The sequence below is a fragment of the Arsenicicoccus piscis genome, assembly GCF_022568835.1.
Classification (GTDB): Bacteria; Actinomycetota; Actinomycetes; order Actinomycetales; family Dermatophilaceae; genus Arsenicicoccus; species Arsenicicoccus piscis.
This window is the reverse complement of record NZ_JAKZHV010000008.1, coordinates 76,237-92,197: the sequence shown is the minus strand read 5'-3', so window position 1 is coordinate 92,197 and position 15,961 is coordinate 76,237. Positions and strand designations below refer to the sequence as shown.

14 protein-coding genes are annotated in these 15,961 nt (G+C 72.5%); 5 read left to right on the top strand and 9 right to left on the bottom strand.

All coding sequences use genetic code 11. From position 1 onward, the window contains the following. Nucleotides 1-12 precede the first annotated feature (12 nt). Complete coding sequence (locus MM440_RS13850) at nucleotides 13-810, top strand: Fpg/Nei family DNA glycosylase (protein ID WP_241444966.1); 798 nt, start codon at nucleotides 13-15, stop codon at nucleotides 808-810. Nucleotides 811-906: 96 nt separating this feature from the next. Here the strand turns inward: MM440_RS13850 and MM440_RS13845 are convergent, their stop codons facing one another. The 4 genes from MM440_RS13845 to rimO all read right to left on the bottom strand — a co-directional run bounded on the left by MM440_RS13845 (nucleotide 907) and on the right by rimO (nucleotide 3,978). Further along, the gene (locus MM440_RS13845) at nucleotides 907-1,206 is read right to left on the bottom strand and encodes a helix-turn-helix domain-containing protein (protein WP_241444964.1); all 300 of its coding nucleotides are present in this window, start codon (nucleotides 1,204-1,206) and stop codon (nucleotides 907-909) included. 158 nt (nucleotides 1,207-1,364) lie between these two features. Then, on the bottom strand, nucleotides 1,365-1,847 hold the full coding sequence (locus MM440_RS13840) for a CinA family protein (protein ID WP_241444962.1): 483 nt from the start codon (nucleotides 1,845-1,847) through the stop codon (nucleotides 1,365-1,367). After that, nucleotides 1,844-2,488: a CDP-diacylglycerol--glycerol-3-phosphate 3-phosphatidyltransferase gene (gene pgsA / locus MM440_RS13835; RefSeq protein ID WP_241444959.1), complete on the bottom strand. Its 645-nt coding sequence runs from the start codon at nucleotides 2,486-2,488 to the stop codon at nucleotides 1,844-1,846. Before pgsA ends, MM440_RS13840 begins: the two co-directional genes overlap by 4 nt. Further along, nucleotides 2,488-3,978, bottom strand: coding sequence for a 30S ribosomal protein S12 methylthiotransferase RimO (gene rimO, locus MM440_RS13830; RefSeq protein ID WP_241444957.1), 1,491 nt, complete (start codon nucleotides 3,976-3,978; stop codon nucleotides 2,488-2,490). Before rimO ends, pgsA begins: the two co-directional genes overlap by 1 nt. A gap of 142 nt (nucleotides 3,979-4,120) precedes the next feature. Here rimO and MM440_RS13825 point away from each other — a divergent pair, with 142 nt between their 5' ends. Further along, a complete protein-coding gene (locus tag MM440_RS13825; RefSeq protein WP_241445074.1) occupies nucleotides 4,121-5,287 on the top strand; it encodes a dipeptidase in 1,167 nt (388 codons plus the stop codon). 40 nt (nucleotides 5,288-5,327) lie between these two features. On the opposite strand, the gene MM440_RS13820 is transcribed toward MM440_RS13825, so the two are convergent. Beyond that, on the bottom strand, nucleotides 5,328-6,152 hold the full coding sequence (locus tag MM440_RS13820; protein WP_241444956.1) for an HAD hydrolase family protein: 825 nt from the start codon (nucleotides 6,150-6,152) through the stop codon (nucleotides 5,328-5,330). Between the two features lie 92 nt (nucleotides 6,153-6,244). Between MM440_RS13820 and MM440_RS13815 the strand changes: the two genes are divergently transcribed. Beyond that, nucleotides 6,245-6,865, top strand: a complete 621-nt coding sequence (locus MM440_RS13815; protein WP_241444955.1) for an NYN domain-containing protein — start codon at nucleotides 6,245-6,247, stop codon at nucleotides 6,863-6,865. Nucleotides 6,866-6,937: 72 nt separating this feature from the next. On the opposite strand, the gene MM440_RS13810 is transcribed toward MM440_RS13815, so the two are convergent. Next, on the bottom strand, nucleotides 6,938-9,658 hold the full coding sequence (locus MM440_RS13810) for an FtsK/SpoIIIE family DNA translocase (RefSeq protein WP_420914168.1): 2,721 nt from the start codon (nucleotides 9,656-9,658) through the stop codon (nucleotides 6,938-6,940). Nucleotides 9,659-10,077: 419 nt separating this feature from the next. On the opposite strand from MM440_RS13810, the gene MM440_RS13805 reads away from it, so the two are divergent. Next, nucleotides 10,078-11,307 (top strand): glycosyltransferase family 4 protein, encoded by a 1,230-nt coding sequence (locus tag MM440_RS13805; protein WP_241444953.1) that lies wholly within the window; start codon nucleotides 10,078-10,080, stop codon nucleotides 11,305-11,307. Between the two features lie 13 nt (nucleotides 11,308-11,320). Next, nucleotides 11,321-12,259: a DMT family transporter gene (locus tag MM440_RS13800; protein ID WP_241444952.1), complete on the top strand. Its 939-nt coding sequence runs from the start codon at nucleotides 11,321-11,323 to the stop codon at nucleotides 12,257-12,259. A 17-nt stretch (nucleotides 12,260-12,276) separates the two neighbouring features. On the opposite strand, the gene MM440_RS13795 is transcribed toward MM440_RS13800, so the two are convergent. The 3 genes from MM440_RS13795 to dapA are packed head-to-tail and all read right to left on the bottom strand — an operon-like array spanning nucleotide 12,277 to nucleotide 15,952. Then, entirely contained in the window at nucleotides 12,277-13,368 is a 1,092-nt protein-coding gene (locus MM440_RS13795; protein WP_241444951.1) for an endonuclease/exonuclease/phosphatase family protein, read from the bottom strand. Between the two features lie 5 nt (nucleotides 13,369-13,373). Continuing rightward, nucleotides 13,374-15,062 carry a ribonuclease J gene (locus tag MM440_RS13790; protein ID WP_241444950.1) on the bottom strand — a complete coding sequence of 563 codons (1,689 nt, stop codon included), beginning with the start codon at nucleotides 15,060-15,062 and terminating at the stop codon, nucleotides 13,374-13,376. After that, complete coding sequence (gene dapA, locus MM440_RS13785; RefSeq protein WP_241444949.1) at nucleotides 15,059-15,952, bottom strand: 4-hydroxy-tetrahydrodipicolinate synthase; 894 nt, start codon at nucleotides 15,950-15,952, stop codon at nucleotides 15,059-15,061. Before dapA ends, MM440_RS13790 begins: the two co-directional genes overlap by 4 nt. Nucleotides 15,953-15,961: the final 9 nt, after the last annotated feature.

The window sequence follows — 15,961 nt, the reverse complement described above, 5'->3', positions numbered from 1 at the left end:
CGGGAGGCGATCGTGCCTGAGGGCGACGCGGTGCTGCGCACTGCTCGGCGGCTGCACGCCGCGCTCGCCGGGGCGCCCATCACCACGTGGGACCTGCGCTGGCCCTCGGTCGCCACGAGCGACCAGCGCGGCGCGGTGACAGTCGAGGTGGTGGCGCGGGGCAAGCACCTGCTGCACCGCCTCGACCGAGGCATCACCTTGCACACCCACCTGCGGATGGACGGCTCGTGGCGGGTGCGCGCGCCGGGGCCGCCGGTGCGCGACCCGTGGGCCCGCGCGGTGGTGGGTGCGCCGGGGGCCGTCGCAGTGGGGCGTCGGCTGGGGCTGGTCGAGCTGGTGCGCACGAGCGACGAGCACCGGGTCGTCGGGCACCTGGGACCGGACCTGCTGGATCCGGACTTCGACGCCGACGAGGCGCTCGCCCGGCTGCGGTCGACACCACAGCGCCCGCTCGGCGAGACCCTGCTCGATCAGCGGGTGATGGCCGGTCTCGGCACGATGTGGGCGAGCGAGGCGCTGCACGCCGCGGCTCTCGGACCGCTCACCACCGTCGCCGACGCCGACGCTCGTGATCGACTGGGCGCACTGGTCGGCGACGCGCGCACCATCTTGGTCGCGGCGGTCGACGGGCCGGGCCGCTCCACCTATCGGGTCCGCGCCCGGGCCGGCGCACCTCCCCCGGCCGAGCACCGGGTCTACGGCAAGGCGGGGCAGCCCTGCCCGCGGTGCGGGGCGACCGTGCGCTCGGTGGAGGTGGGGCAAGCGCCAACGGCCCGCACGCTGCAGTGGTGCCCGCGCTGCCAGGTGTGACGAGTGGCGGCGACTCCGCGTCGATGCGGTAGGCCGCCGCGCGGTGCCGTCGTGGGATCAGGCCGCGGGATGCGACCGTGGGATCAGGCCGCGGGATCAGGCCGCAGACGCGGAGATGACCGTGCGATCCGGCACGGGCAGAGCCACCGGAGCGGTGAGCGACTCGGTCTCGGCGACCCGCGCCGACACATCCTCCAGGACGGCCGACAGCGGCACCTCCAGGGCACCGCAGATGGAGAAGAGCAGCTCGGAGGACGCTTCCTTCTCGCCGCGCTCGACCTCGCTCAGATAGCCCAGCGACACCTTGGCGGCGGCGGACACCTCGCGCAGGGTGCGGCCCTGGTCACGGCGCACCCGACGCAGGACGTCACCCAGCTCACGTCGCAGCAAGATCATGGTGCCCCTCCTTCGTCGGCTGTGTTCCGGACCCCTGACGCTAGCCTGCCACAGCGTCGGAGTCGACGTCGGTATTCCCCACAGGGGTGCCCCGGTCGCGCCGTCGGCACCCGGCAGCGGCGGTGTCGGCACCCGCCGGGCGGCTCGACCCGTGCCGCTCAGCGCGTCGGCAGCGCCAGGTGCTCGGCGAGCAGGGCCAGCACGCCGTCGACGGCGTCGGCGCGGATCTGGGCCCGGTCGCCGGACAGCTCGAGCCGGCGCGCCACCGTCACGTCCTCACCCGCCACCGCCACGTAGACCGTGCCGACCGGCTGCCCGTCCGAAGGGTCTGGTCCGGCCGCTCCGGTGGTCCCGAGCCCGATGTGGGCGCCCACCTCGTCGCGAGCACCGAGGGCGAGCTGCTCGGCGGTCGCGGCGTTGACCGCGCCCTCGCGCTCGAGCAGGGCGGCGTCCACGCCGAGCAGCGAGACCTTCACCTGGTGGGTGTAGGCGACGACCCCACCCGCCACGACTTCGGACGCGCCCGGCACCGAGACCAGCTCGGCGCACACCAGGCCGCCGGTGAGCGACTCACCGGTCGCCACGGTGAGCCCGCGCGTGCCGAGCTCGTGCACGAGCCGCGCGGCGAGGCGGTCGCTCACTGCGGGTCCCCCGGACGCTGCGGGCCGGCGGGGCGCGGCCGGCTGCCCGCCCGCTTGCGGGCGGTGCGCTCGCTGCCCTGACGCAGCCGGTGCGCGGCCAGCACGTAGTCGAGGCCGGTCACCACGGTGACGACCAGGGCAGCGCCCATGACCACCGCGCACACCCACAGCCACAGACCCCCGAACGGCATCAGGTAGAGCCCGATGGCGAACGCCTGCAGGACGGTCTTGAGCTTGCCGCCGCGGCTCGCGGCCATCACCCCGTGCCGGATCACCAGGAACCGCATGAGGGTGATGCCCAGCTCGCGCACGAGGATCAGGATCGTCACCCACCACCAGACCAGCCCGATCAGGGACAGGCAGATGAGCGCGGCGCCCATCAGCGCCTTGTCGGCGATCGGGTCGCTGACCTTGCCGAAGTCGGTGATCAGACCCTTGCGCCGAGCCAGCTCGCCGTCGAGCTTGTCGGTGACCGAGGCGAGGACGAACACGGCGAACGCCCACCAGCGGTCCGCGGCGTCGGCACCGCCGGAGCGCATCAGCAGCCAGATGAACACCGGCACGAGCAGGATGCGCACGACCGTGAGGGCGTTGGCGATGTTCCACGCGCTGACCTGGCGCGGTGCGGTCGGCGTGGTCATCAGGGCATCGGCTCCGCGAACAGGTCGACACCGTCGCTCGCCACGACCCGGGCACGCACCAGGTCACCGGGGGCGACCTCGGCGACATCGGAGACCTGGTCGTCGGCCGGCACCAGGGTGGTCGTGCCGTCGACGTCCGGCCCCTGGAAGGCAGCCCGACCGACCGGACGGCCGTCCTCGTCGATCTCCTCGACGAGCACCTCGACGACGCTGCCGATGCGCTCCTCGGCGCGCTGGGAGGTGAGCTCCTCGACGAGGGCGCGCAGGCGGTCTACCCGGTCGTCGATGGTGTCCTGGTCGAGCTTGTCCGAGAGCGTCTCGCCCTCGGTGCCGTCCTCGTCGGAGTAGCCGAAGACGCCGACGACGTCGAGGCGAGCCGCGGTGAGGAAGTCCTCGAGCTCGGCCACGTCCTCCTCGGTCTCACCGGGGAAGCCGACGATGACGTTGGACCGGATCCCCGCGTCGGGGGCCAGCGCGCGGACCCGCTCGATGAGCTCGAGGAAGTCGCGGGTGGACCCGAAGCGGCGCATCCGGCGCAGCAGCGGACCGGAGGCGTGCTGGAACGAGATGTCGAAGTACGGGACGACGCCCTCGGTGCCCGCCATCGCCTCGAGCAGACCGGGGCGGATCTCGGCGGGCTGCAGGTAGGACACCCGGACCCGCTCGATGCCGGGGATCTCGGCGAGCGCCGGCAGCATGGTCTCGAGCAGGCGCAGGTCGCCGAGGTCCTTGCCGTAGGACGTGGAGTTCTCCGAGACGAGGAAGACCTCCTTGACCCCTCGCTCGGCGAGCCAGCGCGCCTCGGCCAGCACGTCGGAGGGACGGCGCGAGACGAACGCGCCGCGGAAGGCGGGGATGGCGCAGAACGCGCAGCGGCGGTCGCACCCGGACGCGATCTTGAGCGGCGCCCACGGGCGACCGTCCAGACGCTTGCGCACCACGGGCGGCCCGGACGCCGGCCCGACAGCAGCCTCGTCACCGGAGCCGAGCGCATCCGGGCTGGTCCCCGCCTGGCGTGCGGCGTCACGCGCCTCCTGCCGCGCCTCTTGACGTGCGACCGGGCTGAGCGGCAGCAGGGTGCGGCGGTCGGAGGGCACGTGGGCCTGCGGGTGGGCGCCACCGAGGATGGCGCCGAGCTGGGCGGACATGTCCGTGTAGGAGTCGAACCCGAGCACGGCGTCGGCCTCGGGCAGCTGCTCGGCGAGCTCGCGACCGTAGCGCTCGGCGAGGCAGCCGACGGCCACGACCTTCTGGGTGCGGCCGGTGGTCTTGAGGTCGGACGCCTCGAGCAGCGCGTCGATGGAGTCCTTCTTGGCCTGCTCGACGAAGCCGCAGGTGTTGACGACCGCGACGTCGGCGTCGGCCGCGTCGTCGACGAGTGTCCAGCCGCCGTCCGCCAACCGTCCCGCGAGCTCTTCGGAGTCGACCTCGTTGCGAGCGCACCCCAAGGTGACGACCGCGACCGTACGTGAGGTCGTTCCCGTGCTCATGGAGGCCACCCTACGCGGCATGGACCACAATGCAGGCATGGCGAGCCCCGACACCACCGCCCCCTCACCCGCCCCTTCGCTCACGCCCTCACCCGCCCCTTCGCTCACGCCCTCACCCGCCCCTTCACCCGTCCCCTCACCCATGCTCGAACGGGTGCGTCGGGTCCTGGCAGACCACCCCCTGATCGACGGGCACAACGACCTGCCGTGGGCGGCGCGCAGCCGGTGCCGCTACGACTGGGCGGGGCTGGCGCTGGACCAGCGGGTCGACGGGCTGCAGACCGACCTGGTCCGCGCGGCCGAGGGCGGCCTCGGGGCCCAGTTCTGGTCGGTATTCGTGCCCGCCACCCTCGGCCACGACGAGGCCGTCACCGCCACCTTGGAGCAGGTCGACGCGGTGCACGAGCTGGTCGCCGCCTATCCCGACCACCTCGGTCTTGCGACCACGGCCGACGAGCTGGAGGCCGTGTGGCGCTCGGGGCGGATCGCCTCGCTGCTCGGCGCCGAGGGCGGGCAGAGCATCGCCGACTCCCTCGGGACGCTGCGGGCGCTCTACCGGCTCGGGGTGCGCTACCTGACGCTGACGCACAACCACACGATCGGCTGGGCCGACTCCGCGACCGACGAGGCGCGACATGGTGGGCTCACCGCGTTCGGGATGCGGGTGGTGCGCGAGATGAACCGCCTCGGCATGCTCGTGGACCTCTCGCACGTCAGCGCCGACGTCATGCGCGACGCGCTGCGGGTGAGCGCAGCGCCGGTGATCTTCAGCCACTCCAGCGCCCGGGCCGTGTGCGACCACCCGCGCAACGTCCCCGACGACGTGCTGGCCACGATGGCGTCGGCGGGCGGAGTGTGTCAGGTGACCTTCGTGCCCAAGTTCGTCTCGCCGGCCGTCGCGGGGTGGAACGTCCACGCCACGGAGGCAGCCGTGGCCGCCGGCGTGGACCCCCGCGACTGGGTCGCGTTCACCGACTTCACCCACACCTACTCCGTAGACCACCCGCAGCCCAGCGCGACGATCGACGACGTGGTCGCTCACGTCGAGCACGTGCGCGAGGTGGCCGGGGTGAGGCACGTCGGCCTCGGTGGGGACTACGACGGCACCCGCGAGGTGCCGGTCGGCCTGGAGGACGTGTCGGGCTACCCTCGGCTGCTGGCCCGGCTCGCCGAGCGGGGCTGGTCCGACGCCGACCTCGCGGCGCTGGCCGGCGGCAACGTGCTCCGGGTGCTGCGCGACGCCGAGGCGGTCGCGGCGGACCTGCAGCAGCACCGCTCCCCCGACCGCACCGTCGCGACGCCTGAGTGAGCGTGCGGGCGGCGACAGCGACAGCACCAGCGCCCGATGCTCAGGTGAGGCCGAGCTCCGCGAACGCCGCGACCAGACCGTCCTCGGTGGGCGGCTTGATCACCAGGTCGGCGTGAACGAGCAGCTCCGGCGGAGCCCCCTCGACTACGACCCCGGTGCCGGCGTGGGTGATCATCTCGAGGTCGTTCCACCCGTCGCCGATCGCGATCACGTCGCTCGTCGGCACGCCGTAGCGCTGCTGGACGACGTCGATCCCCACCCACTTGTTGATCTCGGGCAGGTAGAGCTCGCCGGCCCCGTCACCGAGGTCGGGCAGCGAGCTGGGGATCAGGCCGATCGGCGCGCCCAGCTCGTCCAGCACCTCGCGCAGCGGCGTGCTCGAGGCGAAGCAGGTGACCTTGGCGAAGGTCTGGTCGGTGACGGCCTCGAGCGGGACGACGTTGTCGAGGATGTCGCGTGGGCCCCTCTCGGTCTTGAGCGTCGCCTGGAGGATCTCGGCGAGACGGTCGACGCTGGCCGCCCGGGTGTAGGCGGCCTCCGCCGCCTCGAGGACGTAGACCACGTGGTGCTGGTCGAGCAGGCGCACCAGCCGCTCGCCCAGCTCGGCCGGGAACCGGACGTCAGCGAGCACCTCGCCGTCCAGCTCGACGTAGCCGCCGGCGGCCCCGACCAGCCCGTCGAAGACGCCGTCGAGGACCGTGGGCGGCACCATCGACTTGGGGCGACCGGTGCAGAGGAACACCTTGTGGCCGTTGGCGGACGCCTGCCGCACGGCCTCGGCATGAGCGGGTGGGACCACGCCGTGGTCGGCGTAGGTGCCGTCGAAGTCGATGAAGACGAACCGGGGTGTGCTCGTGGCAGTCATAGGGTTCTCAGCCTAGTGCCGGGCGACCCGCGCGGCGGTCGGCGCTGCGCGGCTCCCGGCCAGGGTGACCGGCGGGGGTCTATGGTGCACGCATGAGCGACAGCGGACGCCGCCACGACCGGCCCACCCACAGCTCCGGCCAGCCCTCGGGCACCGGCACCGACGGGGGCACGACCTACCTGCTGGTGGACGGCGAGAACATCGACGCCACCTTGGGCACCGCGATCCTCGGTCGCCGCCCGCAGCCCGAGGAGCGACCGCGCTGGGATCGCGTCCTGGGGTTCGCCGAGCAGGTGTGGGACCAGCCGGCGAAGGGCCTGTTCTTCCTCGCCGCCAACGGCGAGCTGCCGATGACCTTCGTGCAGGCGCTGCTCGCCATGGGCTACCGGCCGGTGCCGTTGTCGGGGCCGGACAAGGTCGTCGACATCGCCATCCAGCGCACCCTCGAGGCGCTGCGCGACCGGGAGGACGACGACGTCATCCTCGCCAGCCACGACGGTGACTTCCTCCCGCAGCTCACGACGCTCGTCGACGGCGACCGCCGGGTCGCCACCATGGGGTTCGCGGAGTTCCGCAACAACGGCTTCCACGGCCTCGAGGCCCGCGGCATGGAGTTCTTCGACCTCGAGCACGACGTCAACGCCTTCCGCGCGGTCCTCCCGCGCGTCCGGATCATCCCGATCGACCAGTTCGACCCGCTGGACTTCCTGTAGACCGTCCGGGCCAGTCGGGGCCGGCGGCAGCGTCTCGCTCCGGTCGCGCTCTGGTCACGCTCCGGCCGCGCCCTAGTCGCGGCCGGTCAGGCCCCAGGCGTCCTCGGAGTCGTCGGCGTCGACCTGCTCGTAGTCGTCCAGGTCGTTCCGCTCGAGACTGGCGCGCGGCGCGTAGGCACCAGCACCACCAGCACCACCAGCACCCGAGGCACCGACAGCACCTGAGGCACCGCCAGCCCCACCCAGCGCAGCAGCACCACCAGCACCAGCACCCACGCCGGCACCCACCGCGACCTCCTGGTCGTACGGCTCGGGATCCTCGCCGCGCATGATGGCCAAGGTGGCGGGCAGGTCGTCCGGCTTGACCAGCACGTCGCGAGCCTTGGAGCCCTCGGAGGGCCCGACGACGCCGCGCGACTCGAGCAGGTCCATCAGCCGGCCGGCCTTGGCGAAGCCGACGCGCAGCTTGCGCTGCAGCATGGAGGTGGAGCCGAACTGCGAGGTGACGATCAGCTCGGCCGCCTGCAGCAGCAGGTCGAGGTCGTCGCCGATGTCGTCGTCGATGACCTTCTTCTCGGCGACCACGGTGACGTCCTCGCGGTAGCTCGGCTTGAGCTGGTCGGTGACCCGCTTGACGACCTCGTGGATCTCGGTCTCGGTCACCCAGGCGCCCTGGACGCGCATCGTCTTGCTGGCGCCCATGGGCAGGAACAGCGCGTCACCCTGGCCGATCAGCTTCTCGGCGCCGGGCTGGTCGAGCACAACCCGCGAGTCGGCCAGCGAGCTCGTGGCGAACGCCATGCGCGAGGGCACGTTGGCCTTGATCAGGCCGGTGACGACGTCGACGGACGGGCGCTGGGTGGCGAGCACCAGGTGGATGCCCGCGGCGCGGGCGAGCTGGGTGATGCGGACGATCGACTCCTCGACGTCGCGCGGGGCGACCATCATCAGGTCGGCGAGCTCGTCGACGATCACCAGCAGATAGGGGTACGGGTGCAGCTCGCGCTCGGACCCCGGCAGCGGCTTGACCTGACCGGCCTTGACCGCCTTGTTGAAGTCGTCGACGTGCTTGAACCCGAAGTTCGCCAGGTCGTCGTAGCGCTGGTCCATCTCGCGCACGACCCACTGCAGCGCCTCGGCGGCCTTCTTGGGGTTGGTGATGATCGGGGTGATCAGGTGCGGGATGCCGTCATAGGCCGTGAGCTCGACCCGCTTGGGGTCTACGAGGATCATCCGCACCTCGTCGGGCGTGGCCCGCATGAGGATCGAGGTGATCATCGAGTTGACGAAGCTCGACTTGCCGGCGCCGGTCGCACCCGCGACCAGCAGGTGCGGCATCTTCGCGAGGTTGGCGATCACGTAGCCGCCCTCGACGTCCTTGCCGACGCCCATCACCATCGGGTGGTGGTTGTTGCGGGCGACCTGGCTGCGCAGGACGTCACCGAGGCAGACGTTCTCGCGGTCGGTGTTCGGGATCTCGACACCGATCGCGGACTTGCCGGGGATCGGCGACAGGATGCGCACGTCGGCGGACGCCACGGCGTAGGCGATGTTCTTGGACAGCGCCGTGATCCGCTCCACCTTCACGCCCGGGCCGAGCTCGACCACGTAGCGCGTGACGGTCGGCCCGCGGGTGAAGCCGGTGACCTGGGCGTCGACGTCGAACTGCTCGAGCACGCCGGTGAGGGCCTCGACGACCCGGTCGTTGGCGGCCGAGCGCTCCTTGTGCGGCGGGCCCGGCTTGAGGATGGTGTCCTCGGGCAGCGTGTAGGTGATGTCGCCGGCGAGCGCCAGCTGCTCGACCCGCTGCGGCAGCGGCTGGGTCGGCGGCGCCTCCAGCTGCGGCTTGCTCGGCACCGGGCCCACGGGGGTCGAGGGCTTGACGGCCGGCAGGTCCGCGGTGGTCGCTCCCGCTGCTCCGGTAGACCCTGCACCGCTCCCAGCACCACGGCCGGCCCCAGCAGCACCGGCACCCGCAGCACCAGCGCCACCAGCACCGGCACCCGCCGCACCGTCAGCACCCGGCTCGGGCCGCTTCTGGCCGGGCCGCAGCCCCCGGCGCAGCGTCTTGCCGGTGACCGGGTCGACGGTGGCGGCCTGCTCGAAGGCGGCGTCGCCGTCGCGCTCGCCGGCGAGCCGGTCGGCCTCGGCCTGCGCCTCGGCCTGGGCGCGCTTGCGCCGCCGCACGGACGCGACGGTGGCGTCCTCGGCGACGTCGGCGGTGCCGGGACCGTGGAAGAGCAGGTGATAGGCCTCGCGCGAGCGCTGCCCGATCAGGTGCACCGGGGTGGCCGTGACGACGAGGATGCCGAAGAACAGCAGCAGCACGAGGATCGGCGCCGCTCCCCACACGCTGACGGCGGCGGCGAGCGGGCTCGAGGCGAGGAAGCCGATGATGCCGCCGGCCTCCCGCACGGCCTCGCTGCCGTCGGAGGGGCCGGGCACGCCGTGGGCGATGTTGACCAGCCCGCAGGTGGCGATGACGATCGCGGTCATGCCGATGGCGACCCGGTTGGTCGTGTGCGTCTCGGTGGGGGTGCGCAGCAGGTGCCACCCGAAGCCGATCAGGATCAGCGGCAGCGCCAACGAGACCTTGCCGAACGTGCCGGCGGCCACGGCGTGCACCGCGGCACCCGGCCAGCCCGGCATGTTCCACCACTCGCGCGCCGCCACCACGATGGCGAGGGCCAGCAGGGTGAAGCCGAGTCCGTCCCTACGGTGTTCCGGTTCCAAGTCCCGCGCTCCGTTACCGATGCGGCGGGCTCCCCCGCCGACGACGTGTGCCATCCCCATCCAGGTGCCGCGCACCGCACGCAGCGGCAGCGGCAGCGTGCCGGACGCCTTGGGTCGTGACGGCGCCGGGGAGCGGCCGGCGCGCCCGGAGGCGTTCGCCGGCCGGGCCGAACCACCGCGCCGCGAGGCACCGCTCGACGGTGCGCCGCCGCGGCCCGAGGAGCGGGCTGCGGATCGGGCAGAGGACGAGGAGCCACGGGTCGCCATGCTCTGCAGGCTACGGGACAGCCCCCGGCGGTCCCACCAGTCACACGCGACACCTCAGGTAACAATCCGATCAGGGTCCCCAGCCGGGCCGCCGTGGCGGCTGGGCCCTGGGGGAACCCTGCAGGAGTGTGCAACCATCGATGGACATGCCCACCCGCATGTGCCCCCGCGGGGCCGACCCGGCGCCTCGGGCTGACGACAGGAAGCAGCCAGTGAAGATCGCACACGTCACCGACTTCTACCTACCGCGCCTCGGCGGCATCGAGATGCAGGTCGCCGAGCTGACCGGGCGCGAGCGCGCCGCCGGCCACGAGGTGCACGTCATCACCAGCTCCCCGGCGGCCAAGGACGGACCGGGCGACGGGTCGAGCGGCGGCGCCGGGCAGTACCTCGCGGGTGTGCCCTACGGCCCCGACCAGGTCATCCGGGTGACCGAGGACCTGCGCGTGCAGGACGCCATCCACCCCGCCGCCTGGGTGCGCGGCTGCCGCGAGGTCCGCGAGGGTGGCTACGACCTCGTGCACGCCCACCTCGGGGTCGGCACGCCGCTCGGGTTCTTCGTGGCCCTCGACGCGGCCAAGCACGGGATCCCCACCGTCGTCACGGTGCACTCGCTCTGGGCCTGGATCATCCCGCTCTTCCGGCTCTTCGACGCCGTCATCGGCTGGTCCCGCCAGCCCATCGTCTGGACCGCCGTCAGCGACGCCGCCGCCCGGCACGTGCGGCGGGTGCTGCCCGACGGGGCCGTCGTCCACGTCATCCCCAACGGCATCGACCCCGAGCGCTGGCGGCGCACCCGGCCGCACACCGAGATCGACGGCGAGATCACCGTGGCCGCCGTCATGCGGCTCTCGGCCCGCAAGCGTCCGCTCCCCCTGCTGCGGATGGTCCGCGACGCCCAGCACCAGCTCGCCGAGGACGGCATCCGGCTGCGGCTGCGGATCGCCGGCAACGGCCCGCGGCTCAAGGCCATGCAGCGCTTCCTCGAGCGCAACGACATGACCGACTCGGTCACCCTGCACGGCCGGCTCACCTCCGCCCAGGTCCGGGACCTGCACCAGCGCTCGGACGCCTTCATCGCGCCCGCCGACCTCGAGTCGTTCGGCCTCGCCGCCCTCGAGGCGCGCTGCGCGGGGCTGCCGATCATCGCCAAGGCCGCGGGTGGTCTACCGGAGTTCATCCGGCACGAGCGCGAGGGCCTGATCTGCGAGACCGACGGGGACATGACCGCCGCGCTCGTGCGCCTCGGCCGTGACCGCGGGCTGCTGCGCAGCATCCAGGACTACAACGCCCACCAGTACTGCGCGGTCATCTGGCCCTACACGCTGACCCTGCTCGGTCACGTCTACGAGGAGGCGTGCGGCTCGGACGTGACCCTGCTGCCCCCCGTAGACCTCTCCCCGCTCCTGCAGGACGCCGTCGCGTCGCACGAGCGCGCGTAGGGCGACGGGCACTATGCCGCAGGCAGCCGGCGCGCTCGCCGACAGCAACACCCTCCTCGTCATCGCCCTGTCGTTGGGCTGCACCTTCTGCTTCGCCATGTCGACGGTGCTCAAGCACCACAGCTCCGACGTCATGCCGCAGGTCGGTGGCGGCGGGATCGGCCGGATCGGCGCCTTCATCAAGGCGATGGTCAGCAACCCGCTGTGGCTGTTCGGCATCCTGACCGACTGCGCCGGGCTGCTGCTGCAGGTGCTGGCGCTGCGCTTCGGCGACCTGTCGGTGGTGCAGCCGATGCTCACGACCGCGCTGGTCTTCTCCCTGATCGCCAACCACATCACCCGCCGCACGCCGTTCAGCAAGCGCGAGCTCGGCTACGCCCTGATGCTCGTCGCCGGCCTCGTGCTCTTCCTCTGGGCCTCGGGCGCGGTGTCCCCGCGCGGGCCGGCGGCCAAGGGTGCCCGCACCCCGGCCATCATCGTCGGGGTCACGGCGCTGCTGCTCGTCATCATCTGCGTGCTCATCGCCCGCCGGGCCCGCCCCACGATCAAGGCGGCCTCGCTCGCCGTGGCCATCGCCGCGATCTACGCGTGCACGGCGGCGCTGATCAAGACCAGCACCCGCATCTACGCCCACAACGGCCTGGTCGAGCTGCTCCTGTCCTGGCAGCTGTGGACCCTCGCCATCGCCGGCGGGCTCGGGCTGGTGCTCACCCAGATGGCGTTCCAGGCCGGGCCGCTGTCCGCCAGCCTGCCCACGATCGCGTCGCTCGACCCGCTGTTCAGCCTCGCGATCGGGTTGTTCGTCTACGGCGAGCGGCTGCGCGCCACCCCGGGCGCCCTGGCGGGCGAGACGATCGGGCTGGCCATGCTGCTCGGGGCGGTGGTGCTGCTCTCGCGGCTGTCCGTCGAGCGTGGTGCCGAGGAGTCCCGGGCGGCGCCCGCCCCTGCCTGAGGAGCCAGCCCCAGGGTCTACCCGATCCGCAGGCGCGCCCAGACGGCGGCGTGGTCGCTGCCGGGGATGGTCACCGAGCCGGCGTCGACGACGGCCATGCCGCGCACCATCACATGGTCGATCTGGGTGAACGGCCGCAGCAGCGTCCGGCCGGTCGGCCAGGTCGGCATGAAGCCCCGCCCCGCGACCCGCGCCGCGTCCTGCAGCCCCTCGGTCGTGGCCCGGAAGGCCGGGTGGCTCGCGGACGCGTTGAAGTCACCGGCGACGACCAGCGGTCCGGTCCCGCTCTGCTCGCGCACCCAGCGCTGCAGCAGACGCTGCTCCTGGCGCCAGGTGGTGGCGTCCTGCAGCGTCGGCCCCTCGGGGTGCACGGCCCGCAGCAGCACCTCGCCGTGGTCGGTGCCGATCCGGATGGTGGGCTGGCTGGCCGCGGTCCCCCAGCCGTTGTCGACGATCGACCGCGCGAAGCCGGTCCACACCCGGATGCCGGCGGCGCTTGGTGCGGTCATGCCCGCCTCGTAGGGCAGCACGTCGCGCAGCCCGGCCGCCTCGAGCCGCTGCTCCATCTCGGGGGTCACCTCGACCAGGACCAGCACGTTGATCTCGCGCTCGCGCACCTGCGCCATCAGCGCCGCCGCGTCCGCGTGCCCCTTGTAGAGGTTGGCCGTCAGCACCCGCACGTCACCCGGCTCGGGCGCCACCGTGCTGCGGGTGAGCGTCGGCACCGCCAGGATCGCGTAGACCGTGCAGCAGGCTGCCAGCACCACGGCCACGAGGCGCGTGCCGCGGCCCGCACCGCGCGAGCCACCGTGCGGGCCACCGCGCGCGCCGCGGCGGCCCGCACGACTCAGAGCCGGGACGAGAGCGGCGACCAGGGCGACGGCCAGCGCCGCGGCGGCGACGAAGCCGACGGTGGGCACCATGGCCTGGGCAGCAACGAGGAACGGCTGGTCGGTGTCGACCCACCGCAGCGCCAGCACGACGACCGTGAGCGCCGCGACGAGCCACAGCAGGGCGTGCAGCACCCGCCAGGCGGGCCGTGCTGCGGGCCTTGCTGTGGGTGCTGCTGTGGCTCGCGGACGGAGCGCGCTCGAGGAGGAGTCGATCATCGGGCCTAGGCGTCGATGACGATCGGGATGATCATCGGGCGGCGGCGCAGCTTGGAGCCGAGCCACGAGCCGATGGTGCGTCGCACGACCTGCTGCAGCGCGTAGGTGTCGGTGTTGCCCTTGGCCATCGACTCGACGACGGCCTGCTCGATGCGCGGCACGATGGGGTCGAAGACGACGTCCTTCTCGGCCACGCCGCGGGTCATGATCTCCGGCGGCGCGAGGACCTTGCCCTCGGCCGTGTCGACCAGCACGATCACCGTGACGAAGCCCTCGTCGCGCAGGATCCGCCGGTCGCGCAGCAGCTCCTCGCTGTGCTCGTCGCCGAGGGCGGCGCCGTCGACGTAGATGTGCCCGACCGGGTAGGCGCCGGTGATCCGCGCGACGCCCTTCTTGAGGTCGACCACGGTGCCGGACTCGCCGGTGAGGATCCGCTCGGCGGGGACGCCGGTCTGCCGGGCCAGCTCGCCGTTGGCCACCAGGTGACGCCACTCGCCGTGGACCGGCATGACGTTCTTGGGCTTGACGATGTTGTAGCAGTAGAGCAGCTCGCCCGCGCTCGCGTGCCCGGAGGTGTGCACCTTGGCGTTGCCCTTGTGCACGACGTGGGCGCCGAGGCGCATCAGCCCGTTGATCACGCGATAGACGGCGTTCTCGTTGCCAGGGATGAGCGAGGACGCGAGCAGCACGGTGTCACCGGGGCCGACCTCGATCTTGTGGTCGCCGTTGGCCATCCGGGACAGCGCCGCCATCGGCTCGCCCTGGGACCCGGTGCTGATCAGGACGATCTGGTCGTCGCGCAGCGAGTCGACCTTCTTGAAGTCGATCAGGACGCCCGGCGGCACCTTGAGGTAGCCGAGGTCGCTGGCGATGGTCATGTTGCGGATCATCGACCGGCCGACGAAGGCGACCTTGCGCCCGGCCCTGGCGGCGGCGTCGAGCACCTGCTGGACGCGGTGCACGTGCGAGCTGAAGCAGGCCACGATGATCTTGCCGGTGGCGTGCCGGAAGACCTTGTCGATCGCCGGCGCGATGTCACGCTCGGGCATCGTGAAACCCGGGACCTCGGCGTTGGTCGAGTCGGTGAGGAAGAGGTCTACCCCCTCCTCGCCGAGCCGCGCGAAGGCGCGCAGGTCGGTGAGCCGGCCGTCCAGCGGCAGCTGGTCCATCTTGAAGTCGCCGGTGTGCAGCACGGTGCCGGCGCCGGTGCGCACCATGACCGCGAGCGCGTCCGGGATGGAGTGGTTGACGGCGACGAACTCGCACTCGAAGACACCGAGCTGCTCGACCTGGCCCTCGCGGACGGCGAGGGTGTAGGGCACGATCCGGTGCTCCTTCAGCTTGGCCTCGATCAGGGCCAGCGTGAGCGTGGAGCCGACGAGCGGGATGTCGGGCTTGCGCTTGAGCAGGTAGGGCACGGCACCGATGTGGTCCTCGTGCCCGTGGGTCAGCACGATCGCCTCGATGTCGTCGAGCCGGTCGGTGACCAGGGAGATGTCGGGGAGGATCAGGTCGATGCCCGGGTGGTGCTCCTCGGGGAAGAACACGCCGCAGTCGACGATCAGCAGCCGCCCGCGGTACTCGAGGACGGTCATGTTGCGCCCGACCTCGCCGAGCCCGCCGAGGGCATAGACCCGCAGCGTGTCGTCGCGCAGGGGCGGGGGCGCGGGCAGCTCGGTGGCGGCGGCGGTCATCGGGTGATCCCCGAGGCCTGCAGGCCGGAGCGGAGCTTGGCGAGGTGGTCCTCGGTGGAGGCGACGTAGGGCAGCCGCACGGTCGCCGAGTCGATCACCCCCAGCTCGACCAGGGCCGCCTTGGCCATGATCCCGCCCTGCGAGGTGCTCATCAGGGCGTTGACGACGGGGATCAGCCGCCGGTGGATATCCTGCGCCTTGGCGAGGTCGCCGGCGAGGACCGCGTCGACCATCGCGCGGTAGTCGTCGCCCGCGACGTGCCCGACGACCGAGACCACGCCGAGCGCGCCGATGGCGAGCAGCGGCAGGTTGAACTCGTCGGCCCCGGAGTACCACTCCAGCCCGGTCTCGGCCATCGCCGTGGTCGCGAACCACAGGTCGCACTTGGCGTCCTTGACGCCCACGATGTTGTCCACCTTGGCCAGCTCGGTGAGGATCTCGAGGGTGAGCGCGCGGCCGGTCCGGTGCGGGATGTCGTAGAGCAGGACGGGCGCGTCCGTGGTCGCGGCCACGGTGCGGGTGTGCTCGACGATGCCGGCGGGCGTAGGCATGTTGTAGTACGGCGTGACGACGAGCAGCGCGTCCGCCCCCGCCTCCATCGACTGCTGGGCCAGCCGGACGCTGTGCCGGGTGTCGTTGGTGCCCGCGCCGGCGACGATCATCGCCTGGTCGCCCACGGCGTCGACGACCGCGCGCAGCGCCTCGATCTTCTCCGGGTCGTCGACGGTGGCCGACTCGCCCGTGGTGCCGTTGACGACGATGCCGTCGTGACCGTGCTCGACCAGGTGACGCGCGACCTTCTGCACCCCGTCCAGGTCGATCGATCCGTCCGGGTGCATGGGGGTGACCATCGCCGTGAGCACACGGCCGAAGGTGGGCGTCGAAGTCATGGGGTCAGG